The organism is Acidimicrobiia bacterium, from assembly GCA_041394025.1.
GTDB lineage: Bacteria > Actinomycetota > Acidimicrobiia > IMCC26256 > JAOSJL01 > JAOSJL01.
In genome coordinates, this window is sequence record JAWKJA010000002.1 from 143,709 (window position 1) to 166,387 (window position 22,679).

At 69.3% G+C, this 22,679-nt stretch carries 20 protein-coding genes and 1 tRNA gene; 12 read left to right on the forward strand and 9 right to left on the reverse strand.

Annotation, left to right across the window (positions count from 1 at the left end):
* The first annotated feature begins 54 nt into the window (after nt 1-54).
* Together R3A49_00625 and R3A49_00630 are read left to right on the forward strand one after the other, a co-directional pair.
* Nucleotides 55-1,482: an OB-fold domain-containing protein gene (locus R3A49_00625; protein MEZ5169234.1), complete on the forward strand. Its 1,428-nt coding sequence runs from the start codon at nt 55-57 to the stop codon at nt 1,480-1,482.
* Between the two features lie 2 nt (nt 1,483-1,484).
* The gene (locus R3A49_00630) at nt 1,485-2,675 is read left to right on the forward strand and encodes an acetyl-CoA acetyltransferase (GenBank protein MEZ5169235.1); all 1,191 of its coding nucleotides are present in this window, start codon (nt 1,485-1,487) and stop codon (nt 2,673-2,675) included.
* Nucleotides 2,676-2,688: 13 nt separating this feature from the next.
* On the opposite strand, the gene R3A49_00635 is transcribed toward R3A49_00630, so the two are convergent.
* Nucleotides 2,689-3,663, reverse strand: coding sequence for an SDR family oxidoreductase (locus tag R3A49_00635; protein ID MEZ5169236.1), 975 nt, complete (start codon nt 3,661-3,663; stop codon nt 2,689-2,691).
* A gap of 236 nt (nt 3,664-3,899) precedes the next feature.
* Between R3A49_00635 and R3A49_00640 the strand changes: the two genes are divergently transcribed.
* Both R3A49_00640 and R3A49_00645 read left to right on the forward strand, forming a co-directional pair.
* Nucleotides 3,900-4,658, forward strand: coding sequence for an inositol monophosphatase family protein (locus tag R3A49_00640; protein MEZ5169237.1), 759 nt, complete (start codon nt 3,900-3,902; stop codon nt 4,656-4,658).
* Nucleotides 4,655-5,461: an inositol monophosphatase family protein gene (locus R3A49_00645; GenBank protein ID MEZ5169238.1), complete on the forward strand. Its 807-nt coding sequence runs from the start codon at nt 4,655-4,657 to the stop codon at nt 5,459-5,461. The genes R3A49_00640 and R3A49_00645 overlap by 4 nt, the downstream gene beginning before the upstream one ends.
* A 20-nt stretch (nt 5,462-5,481) precedes the next feature.
* Here R3A49_00645 and R3A49_00650 read toward each other — a convergent pair whose 3' ends face one another.
* Nucleotides 5,482-6,657 carry a serine hydrolase domain-containing protein gene (locus R3A49_00650; GenBank protein ID MEZ5169239.1) on the reverse strand — a complete coding sequence of 392 codons (1,176 nt, stop codon included), beginning with the start codon at nt 6,655-6,657 and terminating at the stop codon, nt 5,482-5,484.
* 42 nt (nt 6,658-6,699) lie between these two features.
* Between R3A49_00650 and R3A49_00655 the strand changes: the two genes are divergently transcribed.
* The gene (locus R3A49_00655; protein MEZ5169240.1) at nt 6,700-7,935 is read left to right on the forward strand and encodes a plastocyanin/azurin family copper-binding protein; all 1,236 of its coding nucleotides are present in this window, start codon (nt 6,700-6,702) and stop codon (nt 7,933-7,935) included.
* A 27-nt stretch (nt 7,936-7,962) separates the two neighbouring features.
* Here the strand turns inward: R3A49_00655 and R3A49_00660 are convergent, their stop codons facing one another.
* Both R3A49_00660 and R3A49_00665 read right to left on the reverse strand, forming a co-directional pair.
* A complete protein-coding gene (locus R3A49_00660; protein MEZ5169241.1) occupies nt 7,963-8,889 on the reverse strand; it encodes a hypothetical protein in 927 nt (308 codons plus the stop codon).
* The gene (locus tag R3A49_00665; protein MEZ5169242.1) at nt 8,886-9,506 is read right to left on the reverse strand and encodes a SigE family RNA polymerase sigma factor; all 621 of its coding nucleotides are present in this window, start codon (nt 9,504-9,506) and stop codon (nt 8,886-8,888) included. Before R3A49_00665 ends, R3A49_00660 begins: the two co-directional genes overlap by 4 nt.
* Nucleotides 9,507-9,773: 267 nt before the next feature.
* Here R3A49_00665 and R3A49_00670 point away from each other — a divergent pair, with 267 nt between their 5' ends.
* From R3A49_00670 to R3A49_00680, 3 genes are all read left to right on the forward strand, one after another.
* Nucleotides 9,774-9,950 carry a hypothetical protein gene (locus R3A49_00670; protein MEZ5169243.1) on the forward strand — a complete coding sequence of 59 codons (177 nt, stop codon included), beginning with the start codon at nt 9,774-9,776 and terminating at the stop codon, nt 9,948-9,950.
* Between the two features lie 239 nt (nt 9,951-10,189).
* Nucleotides 10,190-10,525: a WhiB family transcriptional regulator gene (locus R3A49_00675; GenBank protein MEZ5169244.1), complete on the forward strand. Its 336-nt coding sequence runs from the start codon at nt 10,190-10,192 to the stop codon at nt 10,523-10,525.
* Between the two features lie 179 nt (nt 10,526-10,704).
* Nucleotides 10,705-10,777 (forward strand) — tRNA-Val (locus tag R3A49_00680).
* A 106-nt stretch (nt 10,778-10,883) separates the two neighbouring features.
* Here the strand turns inward: R3A49_00680 and R3A49_00685 are convergent.
* The 3 genes from R3A49_00685 to R3A49_00695 form a co-directional block, all read right to left on the reverse strand.
* Nucleotides 10,884-12,137, reverse strand: coding sequence for a serine hydrolase domain-containing protein (locus R3A49_00685; protein ID MEZ5169245.1), 1,254 nt, complete (start codon nt 12,135-12,137; stop codon nt 10,884-10,886).
* A 611-nt stretch (nt 12,138-12,748) separates the two neighbouring features.
* A complete protein-coding gene (locus tag R3A49_00690) occupies nt 12,749-14,230 on the reverse strand; it encodes a DUF4389 domain-containing protein (protein MEZ5169246.1) in 1,482 nt (493 codons plus the stop codon).
* Between the two features lie 130 nt (nt 14,231-14,360).
* Complete coding sequence (locus R3A49_00695; protein MEZ5169247.1) at nt 14,361-14,756, reverse strand: hypothetical protein; 396 nt, start codon at nt 14,754-14,756, stop codon at nt 14,361-14,363.
* 246 nt (nt 14,757-15,002) lie between these two features.
* Between R3A49_00695 and R3A49_00700 the strand changes: the two genes are divergently transcribed.
* Nucleotides 15,003-15,521, forward strand: coding sequence for a DUF6069 family protein (locus R3A49_00700; protein ID MEZ5169248.1), 519 nt, complete (start codon nt 15,003-15,005; stop codon nt 15,519-15,521).
* Between the two features lie 42 nt (nt 15,522-15,563).
* Here the strand turns inward: R3A49_00700 and R3A49_00705 are convergent, their stop codons facing one another.
* Both R3A49_00705 and R3A49_00710 read right to left on the reverse strand, forming a co-directional pair.
* Nucleotides 15,564-15,851 (reverse strand): hypothetical protein, encoded by a 288-nt coding sequence (locus tag R3A49_00705; protein MEZ5169249.1) that lies wholly within the window; start codon nt 15,849-15,851, stop codon nt 15,564-15,566.
* Nucleotides 15,852-15,919: 68 nt separating this feature from the next.
* Complete coding sequence (locus tag R3A49_00710; GenBank protein MEZ5169250.1) at nt 15,920-18,232, reverse strand: CocE/NonD family hydrolase; 2,313 nt, start codon at nt 18,230-18,232, stop codon at nt 15,920-15,922.
* Nucleotides 18,233-18,341: 109 nt separating this feature from the next.
* Here R3A49_00710 and R3A49_00715 point away from each other — a divergent pair, with 109 nt between their 5' ends.
* From R3A49_00715 to R3A49_00725, 3 genes are all read left to right on the forward strand, one after another.
* On the forward strand, nt 18,342-19,238 hold the full coding sequence (locus R3A49_00715; GenBank protein MEZ5169251.1) for a DUF2510 domain-containing protein: 897 nt from the start codon (nt 18,342-18,344) through the stop codon (nt 19,236-19,238).
* A gap of 148 nt (nt 19,239-19,386) precedes the next feature.
* The gene (locus R3A49_00720; GenBank protein MEZ5169252.1) at nt 19,387-20,424 is read left to right on the forward strand and encodes an endonuclease/exonuclease/phosphatase family protein; all 1,038 of its coding nucleotides are present in this window, start codon (nt 19,387-19,389) and stop codon (nt 20,422-20,424) included.
* A 134-nt stretch (nt 20,425-20,558) separates the two neighbouring features.
* On the forward strand, nt 20,559-22,643 hold the full coding sequence (locus tag R3A49_00725; protein MEZ5169253.1) for a transglycosylase domain-containing protein: 2,085 nt from the start codon (nt 20,559-20,561) through the stop codon (nt 22,641-22,643).
* Nucleotides 22,644-22,679: the final 36 nt, after the last annotated feature.

Below are 22,679 nucleotides of genomic sequence, written 5' to 3' on the forward strand. Positions count from 1 at the left end.
CACTGAAACCGGCGCGGGCATCTCGTCCCGCCGCATCTCCGGGAGCAGCGCACCATGGCGGGAATCCTGAGCTACGGGGCCTACGTGCCCTACTACCGACTCTCCCGCGAGGCGATCGCGGCGAGTCTCGGCACACCCGCCGGTTCGGGAGCCCGGGCCGTGGCCTCGGCCGACGAGGACACGACGACCATGGGAGTGGAGGCCGGCCGGGTGGCACTCCGCGGCCTGGGCGAGGGCGTCTCACCACGATCCGTCTACTTCGCCACGGCCGACCCCGCCTACCTCGACAAGACGAACGCCGCGGCGATCCACGGCGCCCTCGGGCTCCCCGCCGACTGCGCGGCCTACGACCTGATGGGTTCCGTGCGCTCGGGTGTCGGCGCACTGAGGGCGGCACTCGATGCCTCGGAGCCCACCCTCGCGATCCTGTCCGACCTGCGCAACGGCCTGGCCGGAGGCGCCGACGAGCGTGACGGCGGTGACGCCGCCGCTGCCGTGGTGTGCGGCCCGGGCTCTACCCGGACGCCGGTGCTCGCGGAACTCATCACAACGGCGTCGGCAACCGCGGAGTTCATGGACCGGTGGCGCGTGCCGGGAGCGCGCTCGTCCGCCGTGTGGGAGGAACGTTTCGGTGCCCACGCCTACGCCCCACTCGCCGAGCAGGTCGTGAGCGACGCCCTCAAGGCGGCCGACGGCACGCCCGACGGCGTCGACCACCTCATCGTGACGGGAACGCAGTCGCGGGCTGTGGGAGCGACGGTCAAGGGTCTGGTGAAGAGCGGCGCACGACCCGAGTCGGTCGTCGACGACCTGTCGAGCACCGTCGGAAACGCCGGAACCGCGCAGGCGGGCCTGCTCCTCGCCTCGGTACTCGACACGGCGGAGCCCGGCGCCCTGATCGCGCTGGTCGTCCTGGCCGACGGTGCCGATGCCCTCGTCTTCCGCACCACCGACGCGCTCGTGGAACACCGTTCGGCTCCCAGCGTCGCCGAGCAGATCGCCAGTGGCCGCGATGACCTCGACTATCCGACCTATCTCACCTGGCGCGAGGCCCTCGTGCGCGAGGGTCCTCGGCGCCCCGACCCGGTCTCACCGGCCGGGCCACCGGCTTTGCGCAGTGAGGACTGGAAGTTCGGGTTCATGGGAAGCCGTTGCACCGAGTGCGGCACCCGCAACCTTCCACCGTCGCGTGTCTGTGTACGGTGCCGGGCCGTCGACCACATGGAACCGGAGCCGCTGGCCGACGTACCCGCCACGGTCGCGACGTTCACGCTCGACCGGCTCGCACCGTCACTGAACCCACCTGTGGTCGCGGCGGTGCTCGACTTCGATGGTGGTGGCCGCTACCAGGGAGAGCTCACCGACGTCGACGCCGCCCACGTCGCCATCGGCGACCGCGTGGAGATGACGTTCCGCCGGATCTCGTCGGTCGACGGGGTCCACAACTACTTCTGGAAGGCCCGACCGAAGCGGGAAGGTTGAGTATGGGATCGCACGGAATCCGTGACCGCGTCGCCATCGTCGGTATGGGGTGCACACCCTTCGGTGAGCACTGGGACAAGGGCGTCGACGACCTCGTCATCGACTCCACGACGGAGGCACTGGCGTCGGCGGGAGCAACTGTCGACGACGTCGACGCCTACTGGCTCGGAACGATGGGCTCGGGGGTGAGCGGGCTCACGCTGTCGCGTCCTCTGCACCTCGACTACAAGCCCGTGAGCCGGCTCGAGAACATGTGTGCCACCGGCTCGGAGGCGTTCCGCAACGCCTGCTACGCCGTGGCGTCGGGCGCCTACGACACCGTCATGGCGGTCGGCGTCGAGAAGCTGAAGGACTCGGGGTACTCCGGGCTCGTGATGTCACCACCCCCGAGCGACGGCACCGCCGTGGAACTGACGGCACCGGCGATGTTCAGCCTCCTGGCACCGGCCTACCGGGAGAAGTACGGGGTCGACGAGGACGAGATGAAGGAGGTTCTCACGCACATCGCGTGGAAGAACCACCACAACGGCGCGCTCAACCCGCGTGCGCAGTTCCAGCGGGAGGTGTCGAAGGAGGTCATCTGCAACGCACCACTCATCGCCGGCCAGCTGGGGATCTTCGACTGCTCCGGCGTGAGCGACGGGTCGGCGGCTGCGGTGATCGTGCGGGCCGAGGACGCCCACAACTACACCGACCACCCGATCTACGTGAAGGCGCTGTCATTCGTGGCCGGGCCGGCCAACGGGCCCATGGACCCCGACTACGACTACACCTCCTTCGAGGAGGTCGTTCGCTCCTCGCAGGACGCCTACGCCCAGGCCGGTATCGAGGACCCGCGAGCCGAGCTCGCCCTCGCCGAGGTCCACGACTGCTTCACACCCACCGAGCTCGTCCTCATGGAGGATCTCGGGTTCGCCGAGCGCGGCACCGCCTGGAAGGAGGTGCTCGCGGGCACGTATGACATCGACGGTGACCTCGCGGTCAACCCCGACGGGGGCCTGAAGAGCTTCGGCCACCCCATCGGGGCGTCCGGCCTGCGGATGCTCTTCGAGTGCTGGCTCCAACTCCGCGCCGAAGCGCCACCGGAGCGCCAGATCAGCAACGGCAAGAAGCTCGGCCTCACACACAACCTCGGTGGCGCCCCCGGCGAGTGCGTCAGTTTCGTCTCGGTCGTCGGCGCCGAGCCCTCTTAGAAGCCCCTCCCGCTCAGCCGAGCGAGCTCAGGTCGACGCCGTGGCGCACGAGGAACTCGGGGGTGAACTCCTCGAGCGAGTTGCCCGACGAGACCAGCGCCTTGTCGTCGTCGACGATCGCCGGCGCAGCCTCCTCGAGGCCGGCGATCGTCCAGCGACCGTCGGGGCAGGTGGCGACGTCCTTCAGTGTCCAACCCTGGAACAGGCCCATCTCGCTGCCCCCGGCGTGGAACACACCGCCCGTGAACGGGAGGTTCTCGGTGCAGAGATAGCCGACGATCGGTGAGATGTTGGCCGGGTCCCAGATGTCGAACTCCGCAGCGTCTTCGGGTGCCGCCACGACGGAGTCCATCCCGGGCGTCTGGAGCGTGAGGCGGGTGCGGGCCAGAGGGGCGATGGCGTTGACGCGCACGCCGTAGTTGGCCAACTCCATGGCTGCCACCATGGTGAAGGTGGCGATACCCGACTTGGCGGCGGCGTAGTTGGTCTGCCCGAAGTTGTTGAGCAGACCGGCGCCCGACGAGGTGTTGACGACGTTGGCCTTCACCTCTTTGCCGGCCTTGCTCTGCTCGCGCCAGTAGGCGGCGGCGAAGCGGGTGGGGACGAAGTGGCCCTTCAGGTGGACGGCCATCACGGCGTCCCACTCGGCCTCCGTCATGTTCACGAGCACCCGGTCACGCAGGATGCCGGCGTTGTTGACGACGGCGTGGAGGTCGCCGTATGTGTCGATGGCCTGGTTGATGAGGTTCTGGCCGCCCTCCCAGTCGGCGACGTTGTCGGTGTTCGCCACGGCCTCGCCGCCGGCTTCGGTGATCTCGTCGACGACGACCTGGGCCGGCGCCCGGTCCTCACCCGTGCCGTCGATGTTCCCGCCCAGGTCGTTGACGACCACCTTGGCGCCCTCGGAGGCGAACAGGAGGGCGTGCTCGCGGCCGATGCCGCGGCCTGCGCCGGTGATGACGATGATGCGTCCGTCGAGTGAGCCCATGGATCTCTTCCTCTTCCGTGTCGTTGCCGATGGTGTGGCCGTGTCGCCGACCGTCGGGCCGGCGCTGCCGGTGGATCGTAGAGCCGCAGAGCCCTGGAACCGGCACCGCAGCGACGTTAGTGGTCGTTCGCATCCGCGGACCATCCCGCGGGGTTCCACCCGGGTCCGGGCAGCATCGAAGTGCCACGGGCGTTCCTGTGGGGCCCTCGGATGAGGTGTCTGCCAGACTCCCCGACGTGGGCGACGCACCGACACCCGACGACCTCCTGGCCCTCTTCCACGAGGTCGGGCGCAGGATCCACGCCGCCCTCGCCGCGGCCGACCCGGCCCGACGGCGCGAGCGAACAGACCGGCCCACCCAGTACGCGGTCGACCTCGTGGCCGACGATGCCGCGCTCGACGTGCTGCGGGGAGAGGATGTGCGGGTGCTGAGTGAGGAGTCCGGGTTCAGCGGGAACCCGGACGCTCCCGTCACCGTCGTGCTCGACCCGGTCGACGGGTCCACGAACTGCGCGCGCGACATTCCCTACTGGGGCACGTCGATCTGCGCACTCGACGCAACCGGCGCGCTGGTGGGCCTCGTCGTCAACCAGGTCACCGGAACGGAAACAACGGCCGTACGCGACCGGGGGGCGTGGCGTGACGGTGAGCCGATCACGTCGTCCGGGGTCGAGGAACCCGGCGACGCGCTCATCGCCTGGAACGGTGCGCCGGCCTATGAGATGGACTGGAAGCAGTTCCGCTCACTCGGGTCGGGGGCCTTGGCCCTGTGCGACGTCGCTGCCGGCAACGTCGACGCGTTCATCGACTCGGCGCCGACCCATGCGCCGTGGGACTACCTCGGTGGCATGCTGGCGTGCACCGAGGCGGGAGCAGTCGTGGGTGACCTGGCCGGCGAGCCGCTGATCACCGACGACCCCGACGCACGGCGCCACATCGCCGCCGCGGCAACGCCGGCGCTCTACGCCGCGATCGCCGCGCGGGCGACGCCATGACGTCGGCGGGCGGAGGGCTCGACCTCGATTCGCTGGCTGACGCCGCCGAGCAGGCTGCCCGCGCCGGAGGTGAGGTCGTGCTCGACGGCTTCGGGAGTGCGAGGGGTGTTCGCGAGAAGTCACCCGGCGACTGGGTCAGCGATGTCGACACGACCAGCGAGGAGGCCGTTCGCCGGTCGCTGGCACTGTCCCACCCCGACATCCCCTTCTTCGGCGAGGAGGGCGGTGGCGAACAGGGGCCGGTGGGCTGGTACGTCGACCCGCTCGACGGCACCGCCAACTTCCTGCACGGATTTCCGATGGTCGGCGTGTCGGTCGCTCTCGTTGTCGACGGCCGCCCCGTGGTCGGGGTGATCCACTCCCCGATGCTCGGCGACCTCTACCGGGCCACCGACGGCGGAGGCGCGTTCCGCAACGGCGTGCCGCTCGCCGTCTCGGACCGCGACGTGGGGAGCGCCATCTGTGCCACGGGCTTTCCATTCCGCCGCAACGACCTCCTCGACGACTACCTCCCCGTGCTCGACGCCGCACTGCGCCGCTTCGAGGACCTCCGACGCGCCGGCGCGGCCAGCATGGACCTGGCGTACGTGGCCTCGGGGACCTTCGACGGCTACTTCGAGCTGGCCCTGGGCACGTGGGACGTCGCCGCCGGCGCTGTGCTCGTCCGGGAGGCCGGGGGAGTCGTCACCGACTGGTCGGGTGATCCCGACGCCTGGCTGCACTCGGGCGACATCGTCGCTGCTCCGCCGCCGGTTCACGGGTCGCTGCTCGAGTTGACCTCGGGTGTGGGCAGCCGCCGCTGAGCCGTCAGTGTCGTCGTCGCTCAGGCGAAGCCCCACGCCTTCGCCAGGGTCTGGACGGGGCGGCGGACGTGCTGGGCCTCGTCGCCGAGCGATGAGTACACGGCGTCGACGACGGCGGACATCCTGCGGTCGTGGTCCAGGAAGGCCGGCAGGCCGTTCGCCGTGACCACGACGACGAGACCCAGATCCGGGTCGGCGAAGGCCTCCGTGGAGCTCATGCCCCCGTGGCCGAACACTCGTCGGCCCGGCCCGCCACCGATGGCCTCGGACAGCTGGAACCCGAGCCCCCACGGGACGTCGGCGGTGAACAGCCGGTCCTTCATTCCGCGCCGGTGCGCGGCGCTCGCCGCCTCGACCGTGCGCGCCTCGAGCAGCGGCGGCCCGAAACCGAGGAGGGACTCGTAGAAACGCCCGAGCGAACGGGCCGAGCCGCGAGCGTTGCCCCCGGGCTCGGGCCGGGCGACGTGCGCAGGGTCGTTGTGGCGCTCGTCGACCCGGTACGGGACAAAGCGGGCCTTGCCGCCCTCGCGACGCATCATGACATGGCCCTTCCAGTACACGGGTGCGAGGCGGTCCCCGAGCCGCTGCTGTTCGTCGAGCGGAACACCGATCGACACGTCGTCGACTCCCAGCGGTGACGTGATCTCCTCGCGCACGAAGGTGTCGATGCGCCGGCCGTCGACGGCGGCCACCACGGCAGCCAGGACGACCCAGCCGGCGAAGAGGTGGTAACCCGCCGCTGTCCCGGGCTCCCACTCGGCGGGCGATACGGCGATGGCCGTGAGGAGGTCGTCGAAGGACGCGTCCGTGTCGTAGAGGCCGGCGGCGGCCCTCATGAAGCCGCCGGTGTGGGTGAGGACGTGCCGGATCGTCGCGGACTCCTTGCCGCCGCACCATCCGGGCACGAACTCGGCGATGCGGTCATCGAGCGAGAGGCGGCCCTGCTCCCAGAGGCGCAGAACGGCCACGGTCGTCAGCGGCTTCCCCGCTGAGTAGAGGAGCATGACGTCATCGCGGTCGAGGTCGCGGCCCTCGCGGGACTCACCGACGGCGGTGTCGAGAAGAGCCTCTCCGCTGAGCGACACGTAGACCTGCGCTCCCTCGTGGAGGTCCTCGGCTCGTCGGGCGTCGAGGAGCTCGGCCACGTGGGCAAAGTCGGGATCAGTGGCGTCGGGCGCCCGTGTGCCGGAGATCATCCGACCATTGTGGTCGACGGGTGGGGGATAGGCTCTGCTCCGATGCGGAAGTTCGCTCTGGCGGTCGCGTTCACGGGACTCGTAGCGGCAGCCTGTACGAGCGGCGGAGACAGTGACTCCGAGCCGTCCGAGGGGCCCGACGATGTGGCCGACACGCTGGCCACTCCCGTCATGCCCGCCGTCGACTCCGATGCTGCGCCGCCCGACGTCTTCCCCACTGAGCCGGCCGGAGCGCAGGGGTCGTCGCACTTCGTGTTCGAGGAGGTGGACGGCGACGTCCTACTCGGACTCGTGGAGGGCCCCGCCACACAGCAGGTGCGGTGCATCGACGCGGAGGGGCCCTGCTCGTACGCCGAGCTGAAGGATCTCGCCGAGTCGGGCGGGGAGGTGCCCGACGCGCTGGCGATGTCTCGCGACGAGCTCGAGGAGCTGGTCGCTCAGCTCGACGAGGTGAACGCCGCCATCAGCGGCTACACGGTCGAGAAGGCGTGCGCCGAGGGCTTCCACCGCACGACCGACCAGACCCCCAACATGGGTGCGCACTTCTTCCACAACGGCCGGATCAACGACGGTGAGTTCGACCCGAGCAGGCCCGAGGTCCTCCTCTTCGCCACTCCCGGCGGCGCCGAGCCACCCGACACGTCGGACTACGGGCAGTGCGTCGCCGGCCGCTGGACCGGCTCCGAGGTCGAACTCGTGGGAGCCTCACTCATCCTTCCGCTCTCCACCCAGGGCGACGACCACCCCGAGGGGTTCGCAGGCCCGCTCGACAACTGGCACATCCACTACAACCTCTGCACCGGGCCACGCGTCACCGGTGGGACGCTCGCCCGCGAGACGTGCAACGAGCAGGGCGGGACGTTCACGCCGACCTACGGGTGGATGATGCACGCGTGGGTCGATCCCGACCACGACAACCAGCTCGGGGTGTTCGGGATGTGGAACCCGACGATCTGGCCCGTCTCCGATCCCGAGGCCCTGCTCGACTCCCGGGTGAACGAGCCCGAGAACCTCCCCGAGGGGGCGGCGTTCGCGTCGATCGACAACCTCACGTTCCCCGACGTGCAGGTCGCGGCCGGACTCCCCGTGGTGTGGGCGAACACCGACGGCGTGTCGCACAACATCACGGCGGGAACCCCGAGCGACCCCGACGGTTCCTTCGGAACCGCCGACTTCGGCCCCGCGGAGACGGCCGAGCTCACCTTCGACGAGCCGGGGGAGTACAGCTTCTACTGCTCGCTGCACCCGTCGATGAGGGGCACGGTCACGGTCGAGTAGGTGGCCGTCGGGCCGCCAGCGGTGACCTCAGTTGGAGGCAAATCCATCGAGGCAGATGGTCCACACGTCGAACAGGGAGCCGCATCCCAAGAGGGCGCCCCCGGTGAGGTCGAGGCTCTCGGTCATCGTGAACGCGTCGGTGAAGTGGAAGGTCCCACCACCGCTCATGACCAGGTCGACCGTTGTCGCGTAGTCTCCCGCCGGCAGGACGTCGGGGACGGTGCGGGCGGCGAAGCGGGCGACATCGATGAGGCGTACGTCGTAGTCGCGTGTCCACGTGTCGTTCGGTGCGAGCTGCAGTGGGATCCCGATCGTCGGTACGTCGTCGCCGCGATCATTGAGCTTTGCAGTGATGGGCGTGGCGGTGGGACCGTCGAGGGAGATCGTCACCCGCTGAATCGACCCGCGTGCCCACAGGCCCGAGGTGTTGTGCGCGGTGATCCGAACCTTCAGGGTCTGGTCGGGCCCGACGACGGGTGTCAGGATCTCGGCTTCGACGTCGACCGACTCGGAGCCTGTCCACTCCCGTTCGTCGGAGTCGGTAGGGGGCAACTCGTCGTCGGACAGGTCGCCGGGAACAGGTGGAGCCGTCAGTGCTTCGACATCGGGTGACTCGGGAATGGTCTCCTCGGTGACCGGTGGCGCCGCAACGTCCGTGGTCTGCTGCGACGAGGTGGGCGTGGGCTCCTTGGGAATGGCGAGATCGCCGGTCTGGGGGATACTCGTCGGCGGTGCCGCGACGACGTCGGAAGAGTCGTCGCGCGAGGCCAGGGTGAGCCCGGTCACACTGATCAGGACCACGAGCCCGGCGGTTCCTCCAGCGAGTGCGCTGATCCGGCGTGCGCGGCGCCGCTTGGCCGTCGCGGCCAGAGCCTCGGGTGCTGTCGCCTCGCCGGGGGCACCGCCGCCCGCACTCCGGAGGGCGTCGCGAAGCCGGTCGTCGAAGTCGTTCATGGCTGTTCTCCCTCGTGAGCAGCGCGGAGCTGCGGGTGGTGGCCGGGGTCCCGGCGCGGGGCTTCGTCAGGGTCGGCGAGGTGGGCCCGAAGGGTCGTGAGGGCACGTGAGACGCAGGACTTCACGGTTCCGGCCCGGACGCTGAGCGCCTTCGCTGTCTCCTTCTCGGTGAGGTCGAGGAAGTAGCGGCACACGATGGCCGCACGCTGGCGGTGGGGGAGTTCGGCAAGCGCGGTGGTGACGGCGTCACGGGTTTCGAGGTCGGGCTCGCCGGCGTGGGCGGGGGGCTGCGAACCTTCGCGTTCGAGGTACCTGCGGCGAACGCGCTGATGCCGGAAGTGCGAGTTGGTGCCGTTGACGACCGCCCGACGGAGATAGCTCCGAAACGCCGCCGGGTCTCGTAGCCGTCGGATGCGTGCCGCCACACGGAGGAAGGCGTCCTGGGCGATGTCCTCGGCAAGGGCGTGTCGTCCCGTCATGAGGTACGCGACGTGGATCGCAGCGGGCATCTCGTCCTCGTACAGTTGTTCGAGTTCGGCGTCCCAGGTGGTGACTGCCGACGGCTCGGAGGTGTCGGTCGTCTCGGCGACGACCGTGTGCCCAGCCGTGTCGGGCACCGACTCGTCTGTGGCGAAACCGGTCGACGGCGAGGCGGCCCTGCGCGAGCCCCCGGGCAGGGCGGCGATCGTGGTCACATGAGTAGGACGCCCGACTGCGGCCAGAGGTTCCCTTTTTCTCGTATTCCGGCCGATTTTCGTAGTGGAGGGGCCTGTCGGCGGCAAATGGCTTGACGCAGGTCCCCGTCGGGTGCTTCCATGCACGAACCGAGTCGCCACGGGGCTCTCGGCGCAGAACCGACCCATCCACCACAAGGACCACAGGCCATGAGCGCACGGCACGACCTCCACGGGAGCTATCTCCCGGCCGGAAACGTCGACGTCGCGCGCGCCTGTGCCTCGGTCGGCTCCGACGTTCCGGCACCGGCGACGTGGGACATTCCGATGTTCCTCACCGGGTTCCACAAGACCGGCAGGCCCCGGCGGCTCCAGGACTCCTCCTAGCGACACCACACGCAGGAGCACCCTCCAAGGCCGCCGGGGCAACCCGGCGGCCTTTTCGTTGTCGCACCCGACAGGAAGGATCACCCCCGACCCCGGACCGCCCGTCAACCCATCCAGCCCACCGACCGTCGAACAGAACACATCCGACACGACCGCCCACCGAGGACACCGGACACACCCCCCGACCGCCCGACCGACAGATCGCCCGACCGACAGATACCGACAACGGAGACACGGCCATGGCAGCCATCGAGATCCTCCAGACGACATCCGAGAAGGAGCGCGAGACCTGGCAGGCGCGCGCCCTGTGCCGTGACGGCACGGGCGCGTCGACGCCGCTCTTCTTCTCCGAGGAGCTCCAGGACATCGCGGCCGCCAAGGCGTTCTGTCAGGAGTGCCCGGTGAAGAAGGAGTGTCTCGACGCCGCCCTCGAGCGGCGGGAGCCGTGGGGCGTCTGGGGCGGCGAGCTCTTCGCCAACGGGAAGGTTCTGGCGAAGAAGCGCCGCCGCGGTCGTCCACCCAAGGTGGCCCCCGCTGAGCCGGCCGACCCGATCGCGGCCGCGCGGTCGGCCTGACCCGGGCTGCGCCGAGGACCGCACGAGATCACACCGCCGATACAGGGCGGGCCGGGGTGACGCACGAAACCGATCCCCCCGTCGGTTTCACGACGAGCCCCGGCCCGCCGGCGGTCGATCCCGGCGGCGCCCCGGTCGAGGACGTGACTGCGTCGCGGGCCGGGTAGCGTCGCGGGCCCGGGCGCTTAGCTCAGTCGGGAGAGCGCCGCCCTTACAAGGCGGAGGTCACAGGTTCGAGCCCTGTAGCGCCCACATTGCCCGTCACGTCTCTCATCGCGTCATCTCGTCGTGTCCGACACGGCCCGCCGTGATCCAGACGTGCCGGATGGTGTGTGGTGGAAACCTGCAGCAGCCCGCTTCAGGATGCAACCGCAAGGTCCTCGGGGTCGCGTCCCTGAGCTGCTGCCGTCGCGGCCGTGCCGAGCTGACTGAGGCGGAAGTCGCCGAGCGGTGTGCCCGTCCCCCGGTTGCAGACCATCGCCACCGCGAGGTCGTGGCCCGGATGGCACCATGCCCCCGAGCCTCCGAAGCCGAAGTGGCCGAAGGCCCCGTCGAGGACCCCCCGGGTCGTGAAGACCATGTGGTAGCCGAGACGCCAGCGCATCGGGACCATGAGCACCCGGTCGCGGCGTGTGTGCTGGATCCGGCCGGCCTGCTCGACCGTCTCGGGCGATAGGAGCCGGACGCCGTCGATCTCGCCACTGCCCGCGAGCAGGGCGTACATGCGGGCGAGCGACCGCGCTGTGAAGAAGCCGTTCGCCGACGGGATCTCGGCGTCCATGATGTCGTGGCCGTAGAGCACGTCCTCCATTCCGCGGGGGACGATTGCGCCCAGCAACCGCTTCGGGTTGAGCGGGAATGCGGACGCCACCTGCGCGAGCGCACGCCCGACCTCGTTCTGCGCCCGCTTCAACGCCTGCGGCCCAACCCTCGGTATTCCGATGGGCGCGAGAGGAGCGACCCTGCGTCGCTCCCCGGGTGGGCATCCCATGTAGAGGCCGTCGAGGGTGAGCGGCCCGGCGATCTCCTCCTGGATGAACGCCCCGATGGGCTGTCCCGACACGCGCCGGATGAGCTCACCGACGAGCCAGCCGTAGGTGAGTGCGTGGTAGCCGGCGGACGTGCCGGGCTCATAGGCAGGTTTCGCGGCGGCGAGCGCCCCCACCATGTGGTCCCAGTCGAGCATGTCATCCGCCGTCTCGACGAGGGGCTTGAGCCTGTGGAGCCCGACGGCGTGGCTCATCACGTGCCGGACCGTGGTCGCTTCCTTCCCGTTCTGGGCGAACTCGGGCCAGTACTCGCGGACCGGCGCGTCGTAGTCGACCAGGCCGCGGTCTGCGAGGATGTGGAGGGCGGTGGACGTCACGCCCTTGGTGGTGCTGAAGCACATGGCCAGCGTGTCGGCCAGCCAGGGGTCCCCGTCGTCGGTCCGGCGGCCACCCCAGAGGTCGACGACGAGCTCGCCGCGGTGGTACACGGCGACGGCCGCGCCACCCGTCGTTCGCCGCAGCTGGCGACGGAACGTCCGTTCCACCCCGCTGAAGTCGGAGTGCGCGTAGCCCTCGATGGCGTCTCCCCCTCTTCCGCGGGCGTGAACGACCGTTAGCGTCAACGACAACTCTAGATCGGTCACAGGTCGTCGACGCGGCAATGCGCACCTCGACAACACCGAGTCTGCTGCAACCTGTCGGGCACGACGTGAGGCGCCACGACGACGGCGCTTCGTCGCACGAATCGGGACCGCATGTGCCCCAGCTACTCAAGGCGGCTTGACCTTGAGTTGTCCTTCGGATGTGAGTTTCACGTTCCAGCGGTGTTCGTGGACTGTGGTGTGGTGTGTTCTGCATACTGCTGCGAACCGGGCCTCGAGACGGTTGATCTCCCCCAGGAGATCCAGAAGTCTCCGACCCGACGGCCCGGTCGGATCGGCCGGTGGCGCAGGGGCGCGCCGCACACCCGCAAGGCGAGGCGCCCGGGGCGCGCTGCTCACGCCGGGCTCGCCCTGATCCCTACACCCGGCGGCGTCACCCGGCTCCAGACCTTCGTCGGCGCCGTCGGACACTGGCATCTCCACCCCCTTCGGATTCCAGGCCGCGCACAGCCAAAGAACACGCGGCCGAAGCGAACGGGGGAAGAAACCGACCAGAGGGGCGAAGCCCTCCGCATCGACAGGACCAACCTAACAACCCGGTGTGACAGCTACCCCGGTCGAGTTCTCCGGAGTCAGTTCTCTGGCGAGCCGCCGGATCCCGCGCCCTGATCCATGGACACCGGCGGCGGGCCCGTTGGCGCCGGCGGCGGGGCCAGCCCCGGTTCGGACTCCCCCTGGTCGAGGCGGAACGGCGGGTACTCGTCGCGCATCAACAGGACGTAGGGCAGGACACGGAAGACCCAACGGTTCAGGCCCATGACCAAGTCGAACAGACCTCGGGGGTACCGACCGGCGAACAGCAGGGCCAGGGCGGCGAAGATCACCAGGATTCCGAGCAGGCCGCCGAACGGGATGTTCCTGTCGGACGCACCCCAGAAGAGGCCCCCACCGATGACACCCAGCACGAGATAGTGGGGGATCGCCAGCAGCCACGACTTCACCCAGATGAGGCCCCGCGAGAGCTCGGTGGGGTAGTCGACGTCGTAGGTAGCCGGGTAGTCGGGATCGGGCGCCAGAGTGAACGGCGGATACCGGTCTGTCGCGAGCGCTCCGAAGGAGTAGTAGCCCACCCGCCAGCTCCAGCGCAGCACGCCTACGTTGAAGTCGAACAGACCCCGCGGGTAGCGGCCCGTGAACAAGATGGCGAACCACACGATCACGGTCGTGATCGACAGGGCGACCCAGAGGAACACGAGCACGATGACGTGCGGGATGACGAGCACCCACTTCACCAGCCAGAGCCAGCGGCTGAGGGGCTCGCCCCCTCGACCCTCGAGGCGGACCGGGGCCACACCGGCGACGACGGGTGCCGGCTCCCACGTGCCGTGACGGGAGAGTCCGACGGCGCCGAACACGATCAGCGCGACGGCGATCAGGCCGAAAACCGTCCCGCCGACGAGCAGGCCGATGCCGAGCGGCAGCACCCAGTCCGCCTTGGCACCGATCGACGCGTCGACACTGACCCCCGGCGCCGCGTCGGTGTTCATGATCACGACGGACCAGTTGCCCGACTCCAGCTCCCACTCGAGCTCGCTCGTGTCGGGTCCTTCGGCGACCGCCGCCCAGAAGTCCTGGTCCGATGGTGGGGCGGGCGGTTCGTTGCTCCCTCGCTTGAAGTCGTAGTCCACCGAGAAGGGAGCGACGTCGAGGTCTGAGATCTCCGCGTGGGGAACCCCGTCGAGGAAGTCCTCCACGTCGGCTTCGGGGCCGATGCCGACGAACACCGACCCTTCCTCAGCGGGACGGCTCTCGATCCGAACGGTGGCGAGGTCTCCCAGGTCGGGAACCCAGTCGTCACTACCTGGCTCCGCACCGAGGTCGATCTTCGGTGACGTGATGGCGAAGGTCGACGTGTCGAATCGCTCCGTCGGCGTGGTGAAGAAACCGTCGGCGTCGCGTTGGGTGGCGTAGAGCACGGTGAGGGCAGCTCCGCCGAGGAAGGAGACGACGGCGAAGAGCGCGAGCACGGCTCCCATGACGACAGCGACGACTCGGCCCACGGGCAGGTGCCGGTCTCGACCGGCTTCGGGTGGCGCCACTGGAGAAGCCGTCATGTTCGGAGCTTCGTCGCGCGTCACCCGGTCGTCAAGCACCGCGCTGCGGTTTGCCGGACCGGACTGCGTCATCCGAAGGGAAACGAACCAGTGGTCCGCTGGTCAGGCCGGCGCTGGGCGTCGTGTTTGACTAATCGATCCGAGGAGGCGGGGGAGTCGTGTCGTTGCCCTTGGGTCGGGTGGCCTCGTCGTTGCCCTCGTGCTGATGCCGCATCGCGGCGTCGACATCGACGACGCGCACTCGCCGACCGAAGGCCCAGAGAAGGCATCCGAAACCGAGAGCGGCGATCGATGCCACGAGTAATGACGACCGCGTGGCGATCTCACCGGTGTAATCCAGGATGTTGGCGGAGGCTTTCTCGTCGTTCTCCGAATCCGAAAAGGGGAGGTCGGGTTCGTCGTCCAGAGCGTCCGCGGCGCTGTTGAGGGCGTCGGTGGCCGTGTTGACATCGTCGATGGCGTCGATGACGGCAAGAACCCAGAGGCACGCGATCACTCCACCGACTACGAACGCGGTGGTCGCCATCTTCTCGATGATCCCAGCGAACGATCGTTCCCGAGTTCCGGGGTAGCTGAGTCTTGCCACCTGTTTCCCCCGTGTCTGACCTGCGCGAGAGGATATCCACCGAAGGCAGCGGAGTCTCTTGGAATGAGAATCCGGTCGAGTGCGTCGCACGGACATCACACGCCACCCCGTCGGCGTTTGTCATGCTGGTGTGAACACGGGCGACGGCCCGCCGACACCGTCCGCCGCGTCGCGTAGGAGACCGCTATGGCTCAGCCGCAGTACTCGCAGAACCCGCCACCCGGCCCCCCACGCCGGCAGCCGCCGAGCGACAAGCTCGACATCAACGCCGGGCGGCTGTGGGGCGGCGGAGTCGCCGCAGCGGTGATCGGGGCCGTTGTCGCGCTGGTGGCCCTGTGGGCGGCGACGGGCGTCTTCGACGTCACGGTGGCCGTCCCCGACTCGCCCGGTTCCGATGTCTACAAGGAGCTCGGCGCCGGGCCCACACTCCTCGTGGGCTTCGCCGCCGGCATCATCGCCACGGCGGTCCTCCACGGGCTGCTCCTCGTCGCGCCCCGACCGCTGCTGTTCTTTCAGTGGCTGTCGCTCGTCGTGATCGCCGCCGCGGCGATCTACCCGTTCACGCTCAACGCCCCGATCCCCGACGAGCGGGCGAGCGAGATCGCGCTCGCCGTGATCCACGTCGTGACCGGCGTGGCGATCGTGTCACTGCTCAGCGGGATCGTGCCCCGCGTCACACGCCCCGCGTCGCAGGGTGGCTACTGACCGGCCCCGCGCCGGGGTGGGCAAGCCCGCAGTGGGGGTGGTCTATGCGTCGTCGGATCCCGAGTCGTCCGAGTCCTCGCCGTCTCCATCACCGAGGCCGTCACGCAGCTCGGTGATCTCGGTGATGCGGGCAGCGATGTGGGTCTCGACGTCGTCGTCGGCCGACCCGGTGCGCTGGTCGTAGACGAGGCGTCCGATCTCGCCCTCGAGCTCCTTGATCCGGCGCTTCGCCTTGGTGTCGTCGACCTTGTCCTTGCCCTTGTCGGCGAGCTCCTTGCTCTTGTCGGACACCTGGGAGGCGGTTTCCTTCACCTTGTCCATGAAACCCATCGGTGACTCCTGGGGTCGTGGTCGTCGGGATGCAGCGCGAGCGGGCCGGCGCCCGCGAACGACTCAGCCTATTCGGCGGGGCTGTTCGCGAAGGCGGCGTAGTCGCGGCACGGCTGGCCGCGCAGCGCGCCGCACGCCGGGTACTCGGCGGGAGCCTCGGAGCCGACGCCCGGGATCACCGGGAGAACCACGGCCGACGGCGCCGCCGCGGAGCGACCCACCTCGACGGGCTCGGCCTCCTCGACGGTGTCGAACTGCCACAGCGGGCGTGAGCCCCCTGGAGCATCGATCGTGATGCGCAACTGCGAGCCCTCACGGAACACGTGCGCGAACGGGAAGAGCTCGACACGCGCCTCGACGAACTCGTCGTCGGGAACCGGCTCGGCGTCGGCGCTCTCGTGGGTGTGGACCGGGCGCAGCTCGGTGGAGGCCTCCTCGTCGAGGGCACGGTGGCTGGCCCGGAGCCAGCCGGCGGTCACGTAGACCTCCTTGCCGTCGGGGCGGACCTCCGACACCTGCACCTCGAGGTCGACGTCCTCGGCCGTCGAGGAGATCCACAGGTCGGCGCTGCCGTGACCGGCCATGATCGTGGTCTCGTCGAACGGGTCGGTGACGTAGTTGAGCCCCTCACCCTCGTCGGGCTGCACCCACGTGTAGGGGGGCTCGGTGACCCACGCGTCGCTCTGACTCTCGACGTCGAGGGTCGTGTCGTCCTTGCCGGTGGGGTCGTTCGTGTACACGTCGGCGGCGGCGTCGTCGGGGCCCTCCGCGTCGCTCAGCGTGCCGTCCGCTCCGAGGTACCAGGTGGTGGCCTCGGTCTCGGGGATCGGCCAGTCGTCGAAGGTGAGGTCGAACGTGGCGACCGGAGCGCCCGGCGTCGTGCCACCCGCTCCGCTCTCGAACACGACACGCACGGGCTGTTCGGCCTCGAAGGCCGCCAGCGCCTCGTCGTAGTCGTCGTACTCGGAGAAGCGGGTGTCCTGGATCTCGAAGTCGGCGGTGCCCCAGATCTCTTCACCGAGGGCGCTGGGCCCGACGGCCTGCACGAGCGGGTCGATCGACGGGATCTCCTTCTTCACGTAGAAGGACAGGAACTCCACCCAGCGCGAGAAGATCTCCGGGCCCAGGGGATCGGGATGCGTGCCGTTCACGAACGTGGCCTGGAGCTGATCGGTGCCCGTGAACTCGGGGAGCATCGCCGGCCAGTGGCCGCCGGTCTGCTCGTCCTGCCAGGCGCCGGCGATGAACACCGGCACGTCGATCTCGTCGACGAACGTGATCGGCGCCAGCGGGTCGCCGAGCTCCGCGTTGTCGTAGAAGTCGTTCTCCGACACGAGCTCGAGCAGATCGGGGTTCTGACTGCGCAGCTCCTGGTTCTCGATGCAGACCTCGTCGCCGTCGTCGATCCGCTTCTGGGCCCACTCCTGGCCGCCGGGCTCGCTCTCCTCCTGGCGCTCGGTGGCCCAGTCCTCGGCGAAGCCGGTGTTGAAGATGCCGCCCGGGTACAGCGTGGAGCGGTACGTGTCGTCGATCACCGAGAGGGGGGCGATGGCCTCGAGGCTCGGCGGGTTGGTCTGCGCGGTCCACAGCTGGGTGAGCCCCGGGTAGGAGAGGCCGACGAGACCGACCTCGTTGTCGAGCACCCAGGGCTGCGCGGCGACGACCTCGACGGCGTCGTAGCCGTCGGTCACCTGAGCGGGCTCCTGGAAGAAGAACGAACCGCCCGAACACCCGGTACCGCGCATGTTGATGCCGACCGTTGCGTAGCCGAGCAGTCCGGCGATGAGCGTGCTGGGCTGCGGCGAGTCGGGGTTCGCAGGGTCGTAGCCGGAGTACTCCACGACCGTGGGGTACGGGCCTTCGTCGGCCGGGCCGGGGAGTGTGAGGTTGTAGGCGAGGAGCGTGCCATCACGCGTCTCGAGGTAGCCGTAGCCACCGGTGCCGTCGTCGCCGGTGTCGAGGGTCTGGTCGGTGTAGAACGACTCGTCGGGCGCGTCGTCGAGCCCACCGACGTCGGTGGGCTCCGAAGCGGCGACGCCGTCGTCGGTCTCCTGGACGACGACGTAGCCGTCGCCGGGATCGAGGCTGCGGACCAGGAGCTGGCCGGCGTCGTCGGTCGTTCCCGTGGCCACGACCTCGTCATCGCTGTTCACGATCTCGAGCTCGACGCCCGCGTCGGCCCCGGTGACCGTCACCTGCTTCGTACCGCCGACCGCCGTGTACGACGCGGTCGTGGCGTCGCTCAGGTCGACGGTGACGGCGTCGTTGTCACCGCCACCATCCTCGGAGTTGCTGTCGGATGTGCAGCCGGCGAAGGCCGGAAGTGCCAGCAGCAACGTGGCGACGGTGAACAGGCGGGTGCGCAGGCTGAGTCGTGACATGGCCCGGAAAACTACCGCTCAGTCGGAAGTCTCACAAACCGGTGAAACCGGACACGACGGGGGAGACGGGTCCCCGCGGGTGTCCTGGTGCCGTTCTATGCTCCCCGCCATGACGAACACGTGGGAAACGGCAGGCACGACACAGCCGGAGCGACCGACCGGCGGCACTCTCGGGGCCCTCCTCACGGCGATCGCGGGCTTCGCCCTCGTTCCCGTCTCCTTCCTCCCCTGGGTCGAGGTGCCGATCGGCGACGAGTCGGCGAACGCGTGGACGTCGCTGCCCGACGGATTCGGCTACGAGGGCCTGTCGATCGCCGCGGTCTTCGTGGGTGTCGGGATCGCTGTCTACGCCGTCATGGTCGTGTACTCGAAGGCGAACGCCACGCCGCCCACGCGAGCGGCGCGTCTCACCCTCGGGATCCTCGCGATTGTCGCCTCGGTCGCAATCTTCTGGCTGGCCATCGGGAGGATCGCGGCGCTCGACGCCCTCTTCAACGACCGACTCGGCTTCGACCTCACCGAGAGCGACGAAAGCTTCTTCGATCCCGGTGCCGGCACGATCCTGGCGTGGGTCGCAGCGTGCCTGATGCTGGCCGGCGGCATCGTCGAGATCGTGAAGAGCCGTGTGAAGAAGACGCCCCAGACGTGGCAGACCCCTCCGGCCGGCGGGTGGAGCCAGCCGCCGCCCCAGGTCGCCGGAACGGCACCCGGCGCGCCGGCTGCCGGAACGGTCCCCCCCGTTGCCCAGCAGCCACCTGCCCAGGCGGCGCCCGCGGGGGACGCGCCCGGAAGTGGCGGCGACGACCCCACAGCGGCGGGGTGGGCGGCGCCCGCCGAGGCGCAGCCCCCCGGAGCCGAGCCGACTCCGCAGCCGGCCGCGGAGTCGTCACAGCCCGCAGCGTGGCACCCTGATCCGATGGGTCGCTACGAGTACCGCTACTGGGACGGCGCGCAGTGGACCGCCAACGTCGCGAACGGCGGCCAGAATTTCCAGGACCCCCTCTAGCTGAGGAGCAGGCCCACCGCCGAGGCGACGAGGGCGAGCACCATCGCCGCCACCACCACGACGGCCACGACCTGCTGTCTCCTACGCGACCGACGCGCCACGGCGTCTCCTCCAGTACGGTCCGCGACACGGCATCGCGGGAATCAACATGAAGAAACTAGCTGTACTGGCCACCGTTGCCGTCGTCCTGGGAGTGGCGTGCACCTCCGGGGGCGGTGACGACGGATCCGCATCGGATCCGTCGACAGCGGACGGACCTGTCGAGTCGTCCCCGTCGGATGCCCCTGACAGCGAGATCCTCCACATCGCAACGCTGAACGTGCTGCATGGCATCGACCCGTCGATCTGCCCGCCCGCGACCGACGCCTGTGCGGCGCCGGCGCGCCTCGACTTCCTGTTCGAGGAGATCGAGGCGTCCGGGTGCCCCGAGATCGTCGGGCTCCAGGAGATCGGCCCGCGTCAGACCGAGCTCGTTCCCGAGCGGCTTCCCGATCTGTGTGATGGCGCGTACGATCTCGTTTTCACCCCGGAGGGGGAACCTCACAACACGCTCGACCAGGAGATGGTGCTCACCTCTCTACCCGTGCTCGACGAGAGCTTCATCGATCTCGCGGGCTTCCCCTGGGGCGCGCAGTACGTGCGGGTCGACTCGGCGCTCGGGCCCGTCGACGTTGTCACGACGCACCTCGCGAGCAGTTCCAACAACCCCGGCTGCGATGCGACGAACTGCCCGCAGCCTCTCTGCGAGAACGGGCTCGAGACCGGGACGTGCCAGGCCCGGGAACTTCTGGCGTTCCTCGACGGCGTCCCGTCACCCGCCGACCTGACCGTGATCACGGGCGACCTGAACCAGCCTGTCGACCACCCCCGCATCACCACGTTCCTGGACGCCGGCTTCGAGGACACCTGGACGCAGGGTGGCAACCCCGAATGCGACCCCGCCACCGGCGAGGGCTGCACGTGTTGTGTGGGTACGGGTGGGGTTCTCGGCGACCTGGGTGACCCGTCCCAGGTCTACGACTCCCGGATCGACTTCGTTCTGGTGCGGGGAACCGGGTCGTGCACGCCTAGAATCGACCCTTCACGGACCGGTCCGTTCGCCGCCGAACCGGCGCCGGAGCCTGTCGACGGTGTCGTCTGGGCCTCCGACCACGGTGGGGTGCAGGCGGCAGTGGCCTGTCGCTGACGGCCGCCGTGTGACCACCACGTCCGAATCAGGCCTTTCGGGCGTTCGGGAACCCGCCCGGCGCCGACGACGTTGTCACCGGAGGCCCGACCGCATCAGCACCGTCCGCATCCTGTGGGAGCGTTGAGACTCACGTGACCAAGATCCTCCGCTTCATCGTCATCGTCGCGGTCGGTGGCGTCGCCGTCGGCGCCGCCGCCGCCCTCGCCGCGCCCGGGATCGTCGAGTGGTCCGACGCCGCCGAGTCGCAGCCGGCGATCGCGAGCGAGCTCACGCCCGTGGCCCAGCGTTCCATCGTCTTCGACGCCGACGGCAACGAGATCGGCCAGCTCGGTCTCGAGAACCGCGAGACCGTCGAGTACGACGATCTCCCCGACGTCGTGATCGAGGCTGTCATCGCGATCGAGGACAGCAGCTTCTGGGACAACCCGGGTATCGACATCGAGGCGATGGGTCGCGCGGCGCTGAGGAACTTCGGCTCGGGTGGTATCGAAGAGGGTGCATCCACGATCACGCAGCAGCTCGTGAAGCAGCGCGTGCTCACGCCCGAACGGTCGGTGAGCCGCAAGATCCGCGAGGTCGTGCTGGCGTACCAGCTCAACCTGGAACTCAGCAAGGAGGAGATCCTCACCGAATACATGAACACCGTGTACTTCGGCGAGAACTCCTACGGGATCCGGTCGGCCTCCGAACGGATCGTTGGGAAGCCGCTGGCCGAGATCGACGTGTGCAGCGCAGCACTCCTGGCGGGCCTCATCCAGTCGCCGTCGGGCAACAACCCGTTCGACTTCCCCGAACGCGCGGTGGAGCGCCGTACCGCGGTCCTCGAGGCCATGGAGGAGCAGGGCTACATCGACCGCGACACGCAGGCGTTCTGCAACTTCGCAGCGCTCCCGACGCTACGCCCACCTGCCGAGCTGCGCCCGAATACCTACTTCGTCGAGGAGGTGCAGCGGCGTCTCCTCCAGGACGAGCGGCTCGGGAAGACCGCCGAGGAGCGCGAAGCGACACTGCTCACGGGAGGCCTCCGGGTCCACACGACCCAGGACCCGCGCCTGTCGCAGCTCGCCAAGCAGGCCGTCGACGAGATCGTGCCTCCACAGCCGACCTTCACCGCCGCGGTCGTGTCGATGGACCCGAAGACCGGCGAGGTCAAGGCCATGGTCGGCGGGCGTGACTTCTCCGAGACCCAGTTCAACCTGGCGGTCCAGGGAACCCGACAGCCCGGTTCGAGCATGAAGCCGATCACCCTGGCCGCCGCTCTCGAGAACGGTTACTCGGTGGAGGACCGGATCTCGGGGTCGAGCTGTTCGTTCGACATCGGTGAGGACAAGCCCTACGCCCCCGGTGGGCAGACGTCCGGTACGGCGACGCTGCGCTCGCAGACGGAGAACTCGATCAACTGCGCGTACGTGCGGCTCAACAAGGCACTCGGCCCGGAGAAGACCGTCGAGATGGGCAACCGGATCGGTATCGAGTCGGAGCTCGGCGCCAACCTCTCGCTGAGCCTCGGGACGAGTACGGTGTCGCCTCTCGACATGGCCACGGCCTACTCCACGTTTGCCGACGGTGGCGTCAAGCACGAGCCCGTGTTCGTCACGCGCGTCGAGGACTCCCAGGGCGAGTTGATCTTCGAGGAGTCGCTCGCCGGCGAGCAGGTGCTCGATCCTCAGATCGCCTACACCATCACCGACGTGATCCAGGGCGTCGTGACACGCGGAACGGGAACGGCCGCGGCCATCCCGGGCCGCCCGGTCGCCGGCAAGACGGGGTCGACAGACCGCAACGTCGACGCCTGGTTCGTGGGCTACTCGTGCGACGACCTCGTATCAGCCGTGTGGATGGGCGACCCCGACTCCACGATCAACGAGATGACCAGCGTCGGCGGTCGTACCGTGTTCGGTGGCACCTACCCGGCCGAGATCTTCGGGAAGTACATGTCCGACGCACTGGCGGGCTCGGATTCGTGCACGTTCCCGTCACCCGACGAGTCGCAGTGGCCGAGCCCCGCGAACATCACGGAGAACGGGCGCGGAGAGTCCGCCCCCGTGCAGGACTTCACGCCGCCACCGGCCACCGAGCCCGCACCACCCAGCACGGAGCCGGCGCCCACGGAGCCGGCGCCCACGGCGCCACCGCCCACGGAGCCACCGCCCACGGCGCCCCCGACGACGAAACCTCCTCCGACGACGGAGCCACCACCGTCCACGGGCCCCTGACAGGTACCGGTACCCCGCGACGCGGGCGGTAGGCTC